This window comes from Ancylobacter vacuolatus, from assembly GCF_030813595.1.
GTDB lineage: Bacteria > Pseudomonadota > Alphaproteobacteria > Rhizobiales > Xanthobacteraceae > Ancylobacter > Ancylobacter vacuolatus.
This window is the reverse complement of sequence record NZ_JAUSUH010000001.1, coordinates 1-15,741: the sequence shown is the minus strand read 5'-3', so window position 1 is coordinate 15,741 and position 15,741 is coordinate 1. Positions and strand designations below refer to the sequence as shown.

General features: G+C 69.2%; 18 protein-coding genes. 7 read left to right on the top strand and 11 right to left on the bottom strand.

Going from position 1 to position 15,741, the window contains the following annotated elements; genetic code table 11:
* Position 1: 1 nt before the first annotated feature.
* Both J2S76_RS00090 and J2S76_RS00085 read right to left on the bottom strand, forming a co-directional pair.
* On the bottom strand, positions 2-835 hold the full coding sequence (locus J2S76_RS00090; protein ID WP_307056369.1) for an ABC transporter ATP-binding protein: 834 nt from the start codon (positions 833-835) through the stop codon (positions 2-4).
* 7 nt (positions 836-842) lie between these two features.
* Positions 843-1,991: an ABC transporter permease gene (locus tag J2S76_RS00085; protein WP_307056367.1), complete on the bottom strand. Its 1,149-nt coding sequence runs from the start codon at positions 1,989-1,991 to the stop codon at positions 843-845.
* Between the two features lie 234 nt (positions 1,992-2,225).
* Between J2S76_RS00085 and dgcA the strand changes: the two genes are divergently transcribed.
* Positions 2,226-3,203 (top strand): N-acetyl-D-Glu racemase DgcA, encoded by a 978-nt coding sequence (gene dgcA, locus J2S76_RS00080; protein WP_307056365.1) that lies wholly within the window; start codon positions 2,226-2,228, stop codon positions 3,201-3,203.
* Here dgcA and J2S76_RS00075 read toward each other — a convergent pair.
* Together J2S76_RS00075 and thiD are read right to left on the bottom strand one after the other, a co-directional pair.
* Complete coding sequence (locus J2S76_RS00075) at positions 3,173-4,348, bottom strand: MFS transporter (protein WP_307056363.1); 1,176 nt, start codon at positions 4,346-4,348, stop codon at positions 3,173-3,175. The two genes, dgcA and J2S76_RS00075, sit on opposite strands and share 31 nt — an antisense overlap.
* A 67-nt stretch (positions 4,349-4,415) precedes the next feature.
* Complete coding sequence (gene thiD, locus J2S76_RS00070) at positions 4,416-5,222, bottom strand: bifunctional hydroxymethylpyrimidine kinase/phosphomethylpyrimidine kinase (protein WP_307056362.1); 807 nt, start codon at positions 5,220-5,222, stop codon at positions 4,416-4,418.
* A gap of 317 nt (positions 5,223-5,539) precedes the next feature.
* Here thiD and J2S76_RS00065 point away from each other — a divergent pair, with 317 nt between their 5' ends.
* Positions 5,540-5,776, top strand: coding sequence for an Lrp/AsnC ligand binding domain-containing protein (locus J2S76_RS00065; protein WP_307056360.1), 237 nt, complete (start codon positions 5,540-5,542; stop codon positions 5,774-5,776).
* A 4-nt stretch (positions 5,777-5,780) separates the two neighbouring features.
* Here J2S76_RS00065 and J2S76_RS00060 read toward each other — a convergent pair whose 3' ends face one another.
* The 3 genes from J2S76_RS00060 to J2S76_RS00050 form a co-directional block, all read right to left on the bottom strand.
* Complete coding sequence (locus tag J2S76_RS00060) at positions 5,781-6,707, bottom strand: DMT family transporter (RefSeq protein WP_307056358.1); 927 nt, start codon at positions 6,705-6,707, stop codon at positions 5,781-5,783.
* 68 nt (positions 6,708-6,775) lie between these two features.
* Positions 6,776-7,486, bottom strand: a complete 711-nt coding sequence (locus tag J2S76_RS00055; RefSeq protein ID WP_307056356.1) for a cytochrome b/b6 domain-containing protein — start codon at positions 7,484-7,486, stop codon at positions 6,776-6,778.
* Positions 7,483-7,926, bottom strand: a complete 444-nt coding sequence (locus J2S76_RS00050) for a c-type cytochrome (protein WP_307056354.1) — start codon at positions 7,924-7,926, stop codon at positions 7,483-7,485. Before J2S76_RS00050 ends, J2S76_RS00055 begins: the two co-directional genes overlap by 4 nt.
* Positions 7,927-8,149: 223 nt before the next feature.
* On the opposite strand from J2S76_RS00050, the gene J2S76_RS00045 reads away from it, so the two are divergent.
* The 4 genes from J2S76_RS00045 to J2S76_RS00030 all read left to right on the top strand — a co-directional run bounded on the left by J2S76_RS00045 (position 8,150) and on the right by J2S76_RS00030 (position 11,709).
* Entirely contained in the window at positions 8,150-8,965 is an 816-nt protein-coding gene (locus J2S76_RS00045) for a universal stress protein (RefSeq protein WP_307056352.1), read from the top strand.
* 164 nt (positions 8,966-9,129) lie between these two features.
* Positions 9,130-9,732: a LysE family translocator gene (locus J2S76_RS00040; protein WP_307056350.1), complete on the top strand. Its 603-nt coding sequence runs from the start codon at positions 9,130-9,132 to the stop codon at positions 9,730-9,732.
* A 70-nt stretch (positions 9,733-9,802) separates the two neighbouring features.
* Entirely contained in the window at positions 9,803-10,660 is an 858-nt protein-coding gene (locus tag J2S76_RS00035) for a UDP-2,3-diacylglucosamine diphosphatase (RefSeq protein ID WP_307056348.1), read from the top strand.
* Positions 10,660-11,709 carry a glycosyltransferase family 4 protein gene (locus tag J2S76_RS00030; protein ID WP_307056346.1) on the top strand — a complete coding sequence of 350 codons (1,050 nt, stop codon included), beginning with the start codon at positions 10,660-10,662 and terminating at the stop codon, positions 11,707-11,709. The genes J2S76_RS00035 and J2S76_RS00030 overlap by 1 nt, the downstream gene beginning before the upstream one ends.
* 3 nt (positions 11,710-11,712) lie before the next feature.
* Here the strand turns inward: J2S76_RS00030 and J2S76_RS00025 are convergent, their stop codons facing one another.
* On the bottom strand, positions 11,713-12,702 hold the full coding sequence (locus J2S76_RS00025) for a threonine ammonia-lyase (protein WP_307056344.1): 990 nt from the start codon (positions 12,700-12,702) through the stop codon (positions 11,713-11,715).
* A 133-nt stretch (positions 12,703-12,835) separates the two neighbouring features.
* On the opposite strand from J2S76_RS00025, the gene J2S76_RS00020 reads away from it, so the two are divergent.
* Positions 12,836-13,456 (top strand): helix-turn-helix domain-containing protein, encoded by a 621-nt coding sequence (locus J2S76_RS00020; RefSeq protein ID WP_307056342.1) that lies wholly within the window; start codon positions 12,836-12,838, stop codon positions 13,454-13,456.
* Positions 13,457-13,474: 18 nt separating this feature from the next.
* Here J2S76_RS00020 and J2S76_RS00015 read toward each other — a convergent pair whose 3' ends face one another.
* The 3 genes from J2S76_RS00015 to J2S76_RS00005 all read right to left on the bottom strand — a co-directional run.
* Positions 13,475-14,317, bottom strand: coding sequence for a SapC family protein (locus J2S76_RS00015; RefSeq protein WP_307056340.1), 843 nt, complete (start codon positions 14,315-14,317; stop codon positions 13,475-13,477).
* Positions 14,318-14,517: 200 nt separating this feature from the next.
* Positions 14,518-15,084: an invasion associated locus B family protein gene (locus tag J2S76_RS00010; RefSeq protein ID WP_307056338.1), complete on the bottom strand. Its 567-nt coding sequence runs from the start codon at positions 15,082-15,084 to the stop codon at positions 14,518-14,520.
* A 57-nt stretch (positions 15,085-15,141) separates the two neighbouring features.
* Positions 15,142-15,741: autotransporter outer membrane beta-barrel domain-containing protein (locus tag J2S76_RS00005; RefSeq protein WP_307056336.1), on the bottom strand; the 600-nt coding region annotated here is incomplete at its 5' end.

Sequence of the window (15,741 nt, the reverse complement as noted above, 5' to 3'; positions counted from 1 at the left end):
CTCAGCGCGCCCCTTCAGATCCGAAGCCGGCGGCGCGCGCCCGCTTGCCGTGAAAATAGGCCGAAACCCAAGGATGTTTCGACGCCAGCATGGTCTCGATCGGACCGACGGCTATGACCTTGCCATCGGCGAGTGCCGCGATGCGATCGCATACCGTATGCAGGCTGTCCAGATCGTGAGTTACCATGAATACAGTCAACCCCAAAGTCTGCTGCAGGGTTGCAATCAATTCGTCGAATTCGCCGGCGCCGATCGGGTCGAGGCCCGATGTAGGCTCGTCGAGGAACAGGATTTCCGGATCGAGCGCCAGCGCGCGGGCCAGCGCCACGCGCTTGATCATGCCGCCGGAAAGCTCGGAAGGCGCCTTCTCGGCGACGTCAGGGGCAAGGCCGACCATTTCCAGCTTGGCGATGGTGAGTTCGTCCATCAGCCCCTGCGACAGGTCGAGATATTCGCGCATCGGGAACTGGATGTTCTGCCGCACGCTCAGCGAGGAGAACAGCGCCCCCTGCTGGAACAGCACCCCCCAGCGCTGCTCCAGTGCCCGCCGGCTGGCAAAGGTCAGTTCGTCGAGGTCCTGGCCGAACACCGCCACCGTGCCGGCGCGCTTGGGCACCAGCCCCAGAATGGTGCGGGTCAGCACTGACTTGCCGCCGCCCGAGGCGCCGACGAAGCCGAGGATCTCGCCGCGCTTCACGTCGAGCGAAAGGCCGTTGAGGATGGTGCGCTCGCCGAACGCCACCACGAGGTCGCGCACATGGATGATCGGCTCGCCGGGGGCGACTTCGGGGACGGCCGGGCCGCTGCTCTGCTGGGTATCGCTCTCGGCGTGCACGCGCGCCTCACATGTCGATCGCGGCGAAGAACATGGCGAACAGCCCGTCCACCACGATCACCAGGAAGATCGCCTTTACCACCGAGGCGGTGGTGTGGGCGCCGAGGGATTCCGCGCTGCCGCCGACCCGCATGCCCTCCATGCAGGCGATGAGGCCGATGATCGCCGCCATGAACGGCGCCTTGATCATGCCGACCTCGAAGGTGTTGAGGCCGATGGCCTCCTGCAGCCGGGCGATGAAGATCGCAGGCGAGATGCCGCCATAGAGCCAGGCCACCAGCCCGCCGCCGAACAGCGCGCTCATATTGCCGATGAAGGTGAGCAGCGGCACGGCGATGACCAGCGCCACCAGGCGCGGCAGCACCAGCACTTCATTGGGGTCGAACCCCATCACGCGCAGCGCGTCGACTTCCTCGCGCATCCGCATGGAGCCGAGTTCCGCCGTGAAGGCGCTGCCGGAGCGGCCGGCGACCATGATCGAGACGATCAGCACGCCGAGTTCGCGCAGGGTCAGGATGCCCACCATGTCGACGACATAGGTGGTGGCGCCGAACTTGCGGAAATGGAAGATGCCCTGCTGGGCGATGATGCAGCCGATCAGGAAGGTGATCAGCGCCACGATCGGCACCGCCCGCAGCCCCGCCCGCTCCAGATGATAGATCATCGAGGTGAAACGGAAGGTGTGCGGGCGCACCAGCACGCGCAGGAAGGCCGCCACCACCGCCCCGATAAAGGAAAGCAGCCCCAGGGCGTCCTCCGCCATCGACACCGTGGTCTTGCCGACCAGCTGGAGAGCGCCCAGCAGCGGGTTCACATAGCGCCGGCGCGGCGGATTCTGATGGCTGCCCTTGACGATATCGTCGAGCAACGGGCGGAAGCGGCGCTCCAGCCCGACGATCTGGAAGCGGATATTGGCCTTGTCCAGGGATTGCAGCAGCCGGTCGAGCACCACGGCGCCGAGCGTGTCGAAGCTGCGCACGCCGGAAAGGTCGATCCGCGCCGTCTCGCTGGCGCCGGTGCCGACTTCCGCCAGCGCGGCATCCACGCTGCCTTCCAGCGCGCGCCCCTGCCCGGCCACCCAGCGGCCATTGCCCACGAACACGAGTTCGCGGCCATTGCGGGCGGTGGCCAGAAGCGGCGCTTCAGCAGCTCCCAAAATGACCTCTCCTGCGGGCATGACACGACCAGCGGCCGCGACACCGAGACGAATTCGCAATGCCCTACTTAGCGGTAGCACCTGCGGCAGTCGAGAGAGCCGCCCGGCGAATCACGGCGATGACACCCTGAGAACGGCGTAATCGCCGCGAGTGTGCTTTCAATGCGACGCCCCGCCGGGCGCGGCCGGCCTTATGCTGGGAGCGCGATTCCTCCTGCTCCCGGCGATAGGGCCATGACCGATCTCCTCATCACCCCCGAACGCTTCCCAATCCGTGGCCGGTTCACCATCGCCCGCGGCTCGAAGACCGAGGCCGCCGTCGTTACCGTCGAGCTGCGCGACGGCGCCCATGTCGGGCGCGGCGAATGCGTGCCCTATGGCCGCTATGGCGAGAGCGTCGAAGGGGTGGTCGACCAGCTCGCCGCGCTGCAAAGACTGGTCGCCGAGGGCCTGCGGCGCGAGGACCTGATGACGCTGCTGCCGCCGGGGGCAGCGCGCAACGCACTCGACTGCGCGATGTGGGACATCGAGGCCAAGCGCGCCGGGATGCGCGCCTATGAGATGGCCGGCCTGCCGGCGCCGCAGCCGGTCGTTACCGCCTACACGCTCAGCCTCGACACGCCGTCCGCCATGGCGCAGGCGGCCCGCGAGGCGGGGCACGAACTGCTCAAGCTCAAGCTCGGCACGGAGGGCGACCTCGCGCGCCTGACGGCGATCCGCGCGGCGGTGCCTGATGCCCGGCTCATCGTCGACGCCAATGAGGGCTGGACGGCGGGCAATCTGGAAGCACACCTGACCGCCTGTGCGCAGGTGGGGGTCGAACTGGTGGAACAGCCCCTGCCCGCCACCGATGACGCGGCCCTCGCGCAGATCGCCCGCCCGGTGCCGGTCTGCGCCGATGAGAGCGCGCACGGGCTTGACAGCCTCGACGCGCTGGCCGGGCGCTATGACGCGCTCAACATCAAGCTCGACAAGACCGGTGGGCTGACCGAGGCGATCCTGCTCGCCCGCGCGGCGCAGGCGGCGGGGCTCGACATCATGGTCGGCTGCATGGTCGGCACCTCGCTGGCCATGGCGCCGGCACTACTGCTGGCGCCGCTGGCGCGCTTCGTCGATCTCGACGGCCCGCTTCTGCTCGCCGCCGACCGCGACCCGGCGCTGCGCTATGAGGGCAGCCGGGTCTACCCGCCCGAGCCCGCGCTGTGGGGCTGACGCAGCCGCCCGGCGAGAAGCGCGCCGAGCGTGCCGAGCCCCGCCAGCCCGCTTGAGGCGAGGAAGGCGCCGGGGCCGTAGGCCTGCCACAGCGGACCGGCGGCCAGCGTCGCCCCCGCCATGGCGATCGCCGTCGCCCAGGCCGCCAGCGCCTGCACGCTCGCCCCGCGCCCCGGCGGCGCGTGGCGGGCGACCAGTTCCACCGTGCCGAGATAGGTGCAGCCAAAGGTGAAGGCATGCAGCGGCTGCAAGATCAGAAGCAGCAGCAGCGGCGGGTCGAGCGCCATCACCCCGAAGCGCAGCATCCCGGCGAGCCCGCCGATCAGCAGCAGTTTTTCCGGCCCCAGCCGCATCGTCACCCGCGTGCCGTAATGGAACAGCACCACCTCGGCCAGCACGCCGAGCGACCAGAGCAGGCCGATGAGCGTGCTGGACAGACCCTTGCCCTGCCACATCAACGAGGCGAAGGCGTAGAGTACCGCGTGCGAGCCCTGCACCAGCGCCGCCGCGGCGAGCCCGACCAGCAGCACCGGCGCCATACCGGTGAGCATGGGGCGCCGCACCGCCGTCTCGTGCGGCACCGGGCGCACCTCGCGCAGCGTCGCCGCCGCCAGCGCCGCCGCCACGCTCGCCCCGGCGATGAGCCAGATCACCGTGTCGGCCGGCACGTTGGCGAGGAACACCCCGCCGAGCAGGCCTCCCGCCAGGAGGTTGCCGCCGATGAACGCCGCCGATCCCCACAGCCGCACCCGGCCATAGTCGATCAGCCCCTCACGCCTTCGCGCCACCGCATAGGCGTCGAGCACCGGCAGGCTCGGCTGCCAGAACACGGCGGCGAGGCCGAGCCCGATCAGGATGAAGGTGGCGCTCGGGGCGAAGGCGATGCCGGCAAAGCACAGGGCAGTGGCGACGGCATAGACGATGAGCGTGGCACGCGGCCGCCCGCTGCGATCGGCCAGCAGGCCACCGAGCGGCATGGTGACGAGCCGCACCACCTGCGGCACAGCGAGGGCCAGCGCGATCATCGACGCATCGAAACCCCGCCCCTCCAGCCAGACCGGGAAGAACGGCATGAACACGCCGATGCCGAAGAACAACCCGGCATAGACGGCGGCGATGGCGTGGCGGGGGGCAATGAGGGGCACGAGGCGGCTCGCAGGAAAGGCCGCCCCGCTTAGCAGGCCGCGCCGCGCGAGGGCCATCAGTGCGCGCTCACCACCAGGCGTGGAAGTGGTGCACGGGCCCGTGGCCCTGGCCGATGGCGAGTTCTTCCGAGCGCGCCAGCGCCCTGGTCAGATACTCCTTCGCCGCCGCCACCGCCTCGCGCAGCGGCAGGCCCTTGGCCAGCCCGGCGGTGATGGCGGAAGAGAGCGTGCAACCGGTGCCATGGGTGTTGCGGGTGACGATGCGCGGCGCGGAAAGTTCGAGGAAACCGTCTTCGTCCAGCAGAACGTCGATACTGTCCGGCCCTTCGCCATGCCCGCCCTTGATCAGCACCGCGCGCGGCCCCATCGCCAGCAGAAGCTGCGCCTGCGCCCGCACGCTGGCGAGGTCCGTGGCCGGCGCCGCATCGAGCAGCGCGGCGGCTTCCGGCAGATTCGGGGTGATGAGCAGAGCCTGCGGGAGCAAGTCGCGGCGCAGCGTCTCGATCGCCTCCGGCACCAGCAGTCGGTCGCCCGAGGCGGCGATCATGACAGGATCGAGCACGACAGTCGCCATGCCGTGGCGCTTCAGGCCCGATGCCACTTCCACGATCGCCTCGGGGCGCGAGAGCATGCCGATCTTCACCGCATCGACCGCGAGATCGGACAGCACGGCGTCGATCTGTGCCGCGATGAAGGCGGCGGGCACGTCGTGAATGCCGGTGACGCCGCGCGTGTTCTGCGCGGTCAGCGCGGTGATGACGCTGGCGCCATAGACGCCGAGCGCCGAAAAGGTCTTCAGATCGGCCTGGATGCCAGCGCCGCCGCCGGAATCCGAGCCTGCCATCGTCACCGCGATCGGTGTGGAGCCTGCCATGCTACGCCTCCCCTCGCCGCGCGGGAGGCGGAAGCGTCGCCCTGCGGGGGGAGCCACCCCGAGCGCGCGCGATCCGTTCCCTCCGCCGGCATGACCCGGATCAGGTTCGTGGGTTGGTGGCGTGCCCTGCGGCGCGCCTTCACCTCTCAGCCCGCCGCGCCACCGCGCCTTGGGCACCCCAACGTGATCGTCCCCGCGAGATAGGCGAGGACGCCCGTGCGCGCAAGGCGTCGTCGCGCCACGGGGGGCGGCGGGGGTTGCGCCATCCGCCGCCTTCTGGTTCCTATCGGCCTCCCGATCCAAGCCGGAATGCCGCGATGGTTCCCTTCTTCATGCAGATCAAATGTCAGCTCGGCCGCGCCTATGAAGTGGCGAACGCCATCGCCGACGCCGAGATCGCGTCCGAAATCTATTCCACCGCCGGCGAGTTCGACCTGCTGGTGAAGTTCTACGTGCCTGATGGCACCGATATCGGCCATTTCGTCAACGAGAAGGTGCAGCTGTTCCCGGGCATCCAGGACACCCGCACGCTCATTACCTTCAAGGCGTTCTGAGCCCTCACGGGGCCGGCGCGGCGGGCGGCGTGGTCGCCGCCTCCTCCCGCGTCCGGTCGATGCCAAGCTGGCGCTCGCGCCAGATGACGAACAGGCCGGCGGTGATAACGATGGCGCCGCCGAGCAGCACCAGCAGCGGCGGAATCTCGGCGAACAGGATGAAGCCGAGCAGCAACGACCACAGCATGGCGGAATAGGCGAAGGGCGCCACGACAGAGGCCGGCGCGTAGCGATAGCTCTCGGTCAGCAGGATCTGCCCGACCCCGCCGAGAAAACCGATCGTCAATAGCAGCAGCCCCTCGCGCCCGCTCGGCAGCACCCAGCCCCAGCCGGCGGTGGCAAGGCCGGCAAGGGCGGCGAGCGCCTGGAAATAGAACACGATGGACGCCGTTGTCTCGGTCTGGGTGAGACGGCGCACCTGCACCATCGCCCCGGCGGTGAAGGCGGCCGCCATCAGCGCGTAGAGCGCGCCGAACATGTGGCCGGGCGTGTCGAACGAGCCGTGCATGTGCGGCCACAGCATCACCACCACGCCACCAAGCCCCACCACCACCGCCGCCCAGCGATAAAGCTGCACCCGCTCGCGCAGAAGCAGCGCCGCCAGCATGACGGTGAGCAGCGGCGCGGCGAAGCCGATGGCGGTGGCGTCCGCCAGCGGAATCCGCGCCAGCGCCGCGAAGCTCAATCCCATGGCGCACACGCCGATGGTGCCGCGCGCGATATGGCCGAGCGGATGGGCGGTGCGCACCGCCGCGCTGATCTCGCCGCGCCAGGCGAGCAGCGCCAGCAGCGGAAACAACGCGAAGAACGAGCGCGAGAAGACGATCTCGCCGGTCGGAACGTGTTCCGAGACGATGCGGACGAGGGCGGACATGATGGTGAAGAGGAACGTCGCGCCGACCTGCAGCGCGATGCCCTTGAGCGCGTTCATGGGGCCGCCATGGAGCACGGTTCACCCGCCCCGGCAAGGGGGCTCGGCAGCCGGCCGAAGGTGGTATTTCACGGGAAGGGATGTCCTCCCGCCAACGCGATACCGCCGAACACGATAAGCACCGAGAGACCGAGGCAGGCGAACGCCAGCCCCACCCCGCCCGGCGTCGCCGGTGCCCGGTCGGTATAGGTGGCCGCCGGCTTGCAGCCGGTGACCATGGCGCGGATCAGATTGTCCCGGCCGAACAGCGAATAGGCGAGATTGGCCAGCACATGCAGGGCGATGAGCGCCAGGAGGAACGGGTAGAGCCGCTGATGCCAGCTGGAAGCGCTGCGGATCGTCTCGTCGCTCACGACAGGCGTCATCGGGCCATAGACGATGATGTCGTCGCTGGTGAACAGGCCGGTGAGCCCCTGCGCCGCCACGATTGCCAGCAGCGCTAGCACCATCCAGCCGCCAAGCGGATTATGGCCGAGGAAATGCGGCGGCCGGCCCTTGAGCAGCCGCCCGGCATAGCCCAGCACCGCCGCCGGCCCGGCAAGAAAGCCGGCAAAGCGCGCCGTCGAACCGCCGACCAGCCCCCAGAGCAGCCGGAACACGAGCACCACCAGAATGGCGAGGCCGTTCCACTGGTGCCAGACCAGCGCCGCGTCGCCCCAGTAGCGGCTGGCGAAGGCGAGCCCGACCAGCGCGGCCAGCCCCCATTTGGCCAGGCGCGTCGGCAGGTCCCACGCCAGCATCGCCGCCGGCGTGGACGAGGAAAGGGGCGCGCCGGTCAATTCTTCTGCCGGTAATTGTCGTGGCAGCCGCCGCAATTGCGGACCACGCCGGGGAAGCTGGCCTTGAATCTGGCCTCGTCGGTGATCGCCGCGCGCGCCGCTGCGGCATCCGTGCCGAGCTTGGCGAAGCGGGCGTCGAAATCCGCCTTATTGGTCCAGATCGCCGGCAGCGCCTCGGTGTCGCCAGTGCCCGAACCGGCCGGGAACAGGGTCGGCAGCACCTTGGCGTCCGTCACATAGAGGTCCAGCGCCGCCTGCACCTGCGCCAGGTCGAAGGGCACGCTGCCGCGCAGCATGCCGCCGATCGGCTTGGTGGCATCGCCGAACTGCTTGAGCAGGGCCTGGCGCTCCTTGATGACATCGGCCCCGGCCGGGGCCGATGTTGCGACGATAGCGGTGATGATGCCGGCTGCAAGTGCAGCCGTCAGGCGACGAACCATGAGATGCTCCCTCATCTACGCGCCGGGCCCGACGCGCGGTGCGAGAGTAGTGACCGCATATGCGATGGCAATGACGCAAGCGGCGCGGTCGCGCGCTCGTGATGGGGCGGAAAGCCAAGTATGGTGAATACCTAATGCCTCTTGCGGATCGTGGTTTTCCGCATTTCCATCAGGCTCCAATGTCCTTACGTCAAAGGGACAGCCGCCAGGAGAGAGAAACGCCATGTCCATCCGTACCGTCCTGCTGCACGCCGCGCCCGATTCGGGCTTTAGCGACCGTCTGGCCTTCGCCGCCGGCCTCGCGCGCCAGACCGGGGCCCAACTCAAGGCGGTCTACACGCTTTATCCCGCCGGCGTGCCGCGCGTCGGGCGGGCGCTGTCGATCTATGTGAACGAGCTGGTGCGCGAGGCGAAGGAGAAGGAAGCCACCCTTAAGGCCCAGTTCGAGGCCGCTGTCGCGGAAGCTGGCGTGGTCGGGGTGTGGCAGACCATCGAGGGCGAGGTCACGGCCGCGCTGCGCGATGAAGTCACCTTTACCGACGTGACCGTGGTCAGCGAGACGCGCTATGGCACGGTCGATGACGAACTCGCTGCCACCCTGCCCGAGCATCTCGCCCTCGCCTGCAACGGCCCGGTGATCGTGGTGCCGACCGGCAAGCCGGTGCCGGCCCGGATCGGCCGGGCGCTGGTGGCGTGGAAGCCCTCGCGCGAGGCCGGCCACGCCGTGCGCTTCGCCCTCCCCGTGCTGGCGCTGGCCGACCAGGTGGAAGTGCTCACCGTCGAGGAGAGCAAGTCGGATGTCGCCGCCTCCGGCGCCAAGCTCGCCGCCTACCTCTCCACCCACGGCGTCAATGCCACGCACCGCCATGTCCTTGAGGGCCAGGCCGGTGTCGTCATTACCCAGGAGGCGCAGAAATTCGGCGCCGACCTGCTGGTCATGGGCATCTACAGCCGCTCGCGCCTGGCCGAGATGATCCTCGGTGGCGTCACCGCCTCGCTGCTGGTCGACCCGCCCGTGCCGCTTTTCGTCGCGCACTGAGCGGACGGGCCGCTTCCACACTGGCTCTGTTCGCCGCCGGCTCCCGAGAGGGGCCGGCGGTTTTTTCATGTCCGATGCGCGATCGTTCCCAGCTTGCGTGCAGGCGCCGCGCGACTTAGCTCTGATGCGCCGATCCGGCCTGTCGCCCGCCTTAGGAAAATACGGTGCCGCTGTCGTCCCAGCTCCTGCCCATGTTCCTGTTCGCGCTGGCCGGGGCGTTGACGCCGGGACCGAACAACATGATCTCGGCCGGCTCCGGCGCCGCCTTCGGCTTCCGCCGCACCTTGCCGCAGATCTGGGGCGTCACGGTCGGCTTCGCGGTGATGCTCGTCGCCATCGGCATGGGGCTGGGCACGCTGTTCCTCGCCATCCCCTACATGCACCAGACGCTGAAGATCGTCGGCGCGCTCTATCTGCTCTATCTCGCCTGGAAGATCGCCAATGCCGGCGGCCCGGGGGACGGCAGCGCGGTGGAGCGGCCGATGACCCTGCTGCAATCGGCGCTGTTCCAATGGGTGAACCCGAAAGCGTGGACCATCGCTCTTTCGATCATCCCCGCCTTCACCACGGTGGGCGGCGAGCATCTGTTCGCCGAGGTGGCGATGATCGCGCTGGTTTCGGGCGGCGTCGCTTTTCCCAGCCTGTGCCTGTGGGCGGGGTTCGGCGCGCTGCTCGCCCGGCTGCTGTCGACCCCACGCCAGCAACGCCTCGTCAACTACGTGATGGCGGCGCTGGTGGCGTCGAGCGTGGTGATGCTGTTCCTCTGACAAGTGCCTGTGAACGGTGCAGCGCAGCATCGTCATAAAAGGGTGATGCGACTCGGGCTTATGCTTCCCCATGGAGACATTGCCCAGCCCGTTTGAGGGCCTGATCGAGGGGGCTTTCGAGGTGAACGACGCACCCGAGGCGCGCCGCTATCGCAGCCTTTTCCTGTCCGATGTCCATCTCGGCACCAAGGGCTGCCAGGCCGATCTTCTGCTGGATTTCCTGCGCTACCACGACGCCGACACCATCTACCTCGTCGGCGACATCGTCGATGGCTGGCGGCTGCGCTCGGGCTGGTACTGGCCGCAGGCGCATAATGACGTGGTGCAGAAGCTGCTGCGCAAGAGCCGCAAGGGCACCCGCATGGTCTATCTGCCGGGGAACCACGATGAATTCCTCCGCGACTATTACGGCAATCATTTCGGCGGCATTGAAGTGGTCGAGACTGCGATCCACGAAGGCGCCGACGGCAAGCGCTACCTCGTCATCCATGGCGACGTGTTCGACGTCGTGGTGCGCCACGCCCGCTGGCTCGCCTTCCTCGGCGATGGCGCCTACACCGCCGCGCTCGGCCTCAACACCTATCTCAACTGGATCAGGCGCAAATTCGGCTTTCCCTATTGGTCTCTGAGCCAGTGGGCCAAGCTGAAGGTGAAGAACGCGGTCAACTTCATCGGCCGCTTCGAGGAAGCGGTGGCCACCGAGGCCCGCCGCCACAAGGTGGACGGGGTGGTATGCGGCCACATCCACCATGCGGTCATTCACGACAGCTTCGGCGTCGAGTACATTAATTGCGGCGACTGGGTCGAAAGCTGCACGGCGATCGTCGAACATGAGGACGGGCGCTTCGAGCTGATCGACTGGGCACGCCAGACACGGGCGCGCGTCAAGGCGCCGCTGCTGCTCGAACGACCGAAGGTCGCCGCCTGATGCACATTCTCGTCGCCACCGATGCCTGGCTGCCGCAGGTGAACGGCGTCGTCCGTTCGCTGCAGAACACCGCCCGCGAGGCCGCCACGCTGGGCGCGCGGATCGACTTCCTCACCCCCGCCGATTTCCGCACGGTGCCGATGCCGACCTATCCGGAAATCCGGCTGGCGCTGGCGACGCCCGGGCGGGTGCGCCGCCGGATGGACGAGATCGGCGCCGATTACGTCCACATCGCCACCGAGGGGCCGATCGGCATCATGGCGCGGCGGGCCTGCCTTTCGCGGGGGCAGAGCTTCACCACCAGCTACCACACGCGCTTTCCCGAATATCTCGCGGCCCGCGCGCCGGTGCCGGAAGTGCTGTCCTATGCCTGGCTGCGGCGCTTCCACAATGCCGGCGCCGGCATCATGGTTTCCACCCCGACGCTGGAGGCGGAGCTGCGCGGGCGCGGCTTCCGCAACATCATGCGCTGGTCGCGTGGCGTCGATGCCGAGCTGTTCCACCCGCGCCCCGAATCCGAGATGGACGCCTTTGTGGCCGCCCTGCCCCGCCCGATCTTCCTGTCGGTCGGCCGGGTCGCGGTGGAGAAGAACATCTCCGCCTTCCTCGACCTGGATTTGCCCGGCTCCAAGGTGGTGGTCGGCGAGGGCCCGGCGCGCGCCGAGCTTCAGGCCCGCCACCCCGACGTGCATTTCCTCGGCCTTCGGGAAGGCAAGGCACTGGCCCGCATCTATGCGGCGGCAGATGTGTTCGTGTTTCCCAGCCTGACCGACACCTTCGGCATCGTGCTGCTGGAGGCGCTGGCCAGCGGCCTGCCGGTCGCCGCCTTTCCCGTCACCGGGCCGAAGGACGTGATCGGCGAGGCGGACCTCTCCGTCGGCGTGCTGTCGGATGATCTGCGGCAGGCGGCGCTCGGCGCGCTCGACATCGACCGCGCGTCGGCCCGCGCCTATGCGTTGCGCTTTTCCTGGCGCGCCTGCACCGAGCAGTTCCTGCACAATATCGAGGCCGCCCACGCCCGCGCCGTCCCCAGCGTGGCGGCGGGCTGAGCCTCACGCCACCGCGAGGCAGCGGGCGAAGGTGGACGCATCCACATTGCCGCCCGACAGCACCAGCACGGCGAGCTTGCCGGTGAGATCGAGCTTGCCGGCCAGCACGGCGGCAAGCGCCACCGCCCCGCCGGGCTCGACGACGAGCTTCAGTTCCTCGAAGGCAAACGCCACCGCCCGCGCCACTTCCTCGTCCGTGGCCGAAACACCCTCGCCGACGAGGCGGGAGGAAATCTCGAAGGTCAACCGCCCCGGCGTCGCCGCCAGCAGCGCGTCGCAGATCGAGCCGGTCGCCTGGTTGTTGCGCTCGCGCCCGCCGGAACGGAAGGAACGGGCGTGATCGTCGAAGCCCGCCGGCTCGGCGGTAAGGATCCGGGCGTCCGGAAAATGGTGCCGCACCGCCAGCGCGATGCCGGAGACGAGCCCGCCGCCCGAGGCGTTCGCCACCACCACATCCGGGGCGAGGCCGCGCGCGAGAAGATCCTCGGCGATCTCCAGCCCCACCGTGCCCTGCCCGGCGATGATGTGGAAATCGTCATAAGGCGGCACGAAAATGGCGCCGCGCGCCCGCGCGATCTCGCCGGCAATGGCGTCGCGGTCGTCGGTCTCGCGGTCATACTCCACCACCTCGCCACCGAAGGCGATGGTGCGTGCTTTCTTCATGTCAGGCGCGTCCTTCGGCATCACGATCACCGAGGCCATGCCCATCAGCGTCGCCGCCGCCGCCACGCCCTGGGCGTGATTGCCGGAGGAGCAGGCGACCACGCCGCCGGCCCGCTGGTCCTCGGGAATGCGCGAGATGCGGTTATAGGCGCCGCGAAACTTGAACGAGCCGGTACGCTGGAGCGGCTCCGGCTTCAGGAACACGCGCCCGCCGGTGATCGCGTCGAGGCGGGCGCTGGAGAGGAGCGGCGTGCGGACCGCGACGCTGGCGAGGCGCTCGGCCGCCGAGGCGATATCGTCATAGGTGGGAAGGGCATTGCTCTGCATCATGGCGCCAGCTTATTCCGGCCGCGCGGGGCGCGCATGCGCTTTCCGCGCCCTTTCCGCACCCTTTTTCGCCAGGCTTGCGCGGGCGTGCCGTGGCGACCTAAATACAGGCCTCATAAGCCAAACAGGAGACGGCATGTCGGGCCGGACACGCAGCCTCGATCGCGGCGACATGGATGCCGGGGCGCAGGCGATTACCGGCCAGCTCGGCCGCACCATCCAGCGCCTGCGCAAGGCCTACAATCTCTCCCTGTCCGAGCTGTCCGAGCAGTCCGGCGTCGCCAAGTCGATCATCAGCCAGATCGAGCGCAACGAGACCAATCCGACGCTCGCCACCGTCTGGCGGCTGTCGCAGGCGCTCGACATGTCGATCGACCGCTTCATGGCGGCGACCGATGACGAGCCCTTTGTCGAGCACCTCACCCGCGCCGACACGCCGATCCTGCTGTCGGAGGACGGCAAGTGCCGCCTCACCATCACCGGCTGGATCAAGACGGTGGAATGGCTGCAATGGTTCGACTTCGTCGCCGGGCCGGGCGGCGAGCTGATCTCCGACGGCCACCAGCGCGGCTCGGTGGAATGCCTGTCCGTGCTGGCCGGCGAGCTTCAGGTGGAGTGCGGCGACGTAATCGAGACCGCCCGCGCCGGCGAGACGCTGCGCTACCGGTGCGACCGGCGCCACGTCATCCGCAACCTCACCACCGAGCCGGCCCACGCCACCATGGTCTGCCTGCTCAAGGCCGCCGTGCTCGACTGAGCCCCGGCCGGAGGCCCTTCAGTTAGCGTTGCGGGTGCGGCTGTTGGCGGCTTCGGTGGCGAGGGTGGGCCAGCGCTGCTGCGAGGCCAGGTGTAGGACGATGAGGTCGAGCCAGCCCTTGGCGTGGAACTCGGCCAGCACCGGGCCGGGCAGCGCCCGGAAGGCGACCTCGTCGACCAGCTGGAAGCCCTGCACCACGGCGCGTCCGGCATCTTGATAATTGACCTGCGCCGTGCGCGCCGCCAGCAGGCTGTTGGCCTGCAGCGCCTGGGCGAAGGCGCGCGTGCGTTCATGGTCGGCGGCATAGGCCTCGCACAGCGCGATGGCCGCCTGGCCGGCCGGCGTGGGGCCGCCCGAGGCGTCGAACAGCAGCTCGACCTCCGCGTCCCCGGTGGCGAGGCGGTCGCTGGCCAAGCGGTCACTGGCGAGGCGGTCACTGGCGAGGCGGTCACTGGCAAGGTCTGCGCCCAGCAGCGTCGCACCGCCCTCGGCCACCGTCATGCCGATGAAGGGATAGCGCCTGACATAGCCGGGGATGTAGCAGCCCGCCCGCCACTGGCCGTCGGCCTCCACGAACAGGTTCTGCCCGGCGGCGATGCCCGTCACCGCCAGCGGCATGGCGGCTTCATCGCTGGCGAAGACGAGGGGATAGTCGCGCCCGGCCAGCGCGAACTCGCCCGCCACCACAGGGATCGCCGTCGCGCTTGCGGCGAAGCCGAACGCCGGCCCGCGCCGGACGCCGAGCCGGGCATGGCGCTGGAAGCGCAGCAGGCCCGGCGCGCGGTAGAACAGCGGCAGAGCGGCGGCGGGAGAGGATGAGGCGGGAGAGGCGGCGGAGCCGGTTTCGGTCGGGTTCGTCACTTCAGGGACCTTTCGCGGAGCGGAGCGCCCGGCGTCCTGTCAGCGGGACGCCGGGATGCGGCCGGCGGGCAGCGGCGACCTTCGAGGCGCGCTGTCCGATCGGCGTGAAGAGACAGGCTGGAAGCCGGCGGGTGGCCGAACTCCGAGACAGATGAGGCGTCATCCGACCGGCGTGCGTTGCCGGCGGGCCGGCGCGTCGCCTAGGGCTTGAGGCTGGCGTCGAGGGCTGAGGCGAAGCCCTTGAAGGAGAGCGGCAGCATCACCGGGCGGCGGGCGCCGTCCTCGAAGGAGAAGCTGCCTCCCTCGGTGGCGGCCCGCAGCGCCTGCACCGTGGCCGCGTCCAGCTCGGCTTCGGCGAAGCAGCCCTGCGGGCAGCGGGTGAAGGCGAGCTGCAGCGGCTTGGCCTTCTCGCTGACCTGCACCTTCACCCCGGCCGGCAGCCACACCCCGGCGGGCAGTTGCACCACCAGCCGCAGCGGCGCCTTGGCATCGGCCCGGCCGACCGCCACGCTGGCGATCAGCCCCTGCCCCTGCGCCTGGATGTTCTGCACCACCTCGCAGATCCGCCCATTGTCGCCCGCCACGCAGCGCACCACCCAGTCCTGGTAGGTGGCGGTGGTGAGGCCGGGCCGCGCGGCCGCCGAAGCACTCGCCGTCGGCGCGGGCGTCGCCGGCTGCTGCGCCGAAGCGGGGCCGGCGAGGCTGAGGCAGGACAGGCCGAGGCCCGCCAGGAGCGCCGCCAGTTTGAGGAAACGATGCGTCATCATACAACTCGGTCAGGTGAGGATCGGGTGGGCGAGATCAGAGTAACCCGCGCCGTTCGCTCAGAACTTCAAGGAGAACTGGGCGCTGAAGGTGTTCTGGTTGGTCTGGTCGGCCAGCTGGCCGGCATAGTTGAGCTGCAGCGCGGCGCTGTCGGACAGTTGGTAGCCCAGCCCGAGCCCGACCAGCGCCACATCCTCGGCGATCGGCACGCCCCGGATGGTGAACGGGTTGGTGCCGCCATTGGCGAACAGCATGTCGGCGGTGGAGGTCGTGTCGCCAAAGGCATGCTGCCAGCCCAGCGTCGCGCTCGTGGTCAGGGTGCGGCCCGCCACGGTGAAGCTGGTGGCGGCACGAACGCCCAGCGTGGAATAGAACGTGCCCTGCGAGGCCCCATCAACCGACAGCGCCGAGGCGAGCGTGCCGCTCTCGGTGAAGCTGTCGCCGGAGATGTGGACATAGGCGAGCCCGACAAAGGGCTCGAAGGCATAGGCCCCCACCGACAGGTCGTAGCCGATCTCCCCGAACAGCTGGGTGGTGCCCAGCGTGTAGTCGCCGTCCTGCGTGCCGTAATAGCCCGGGAACACCACCGAGCGCGACACCGAGATGTCGTGCCAGGTGTAGGAGGCGCCGCCGCGCAGCGCGAGCGCGTCGAACTGCGC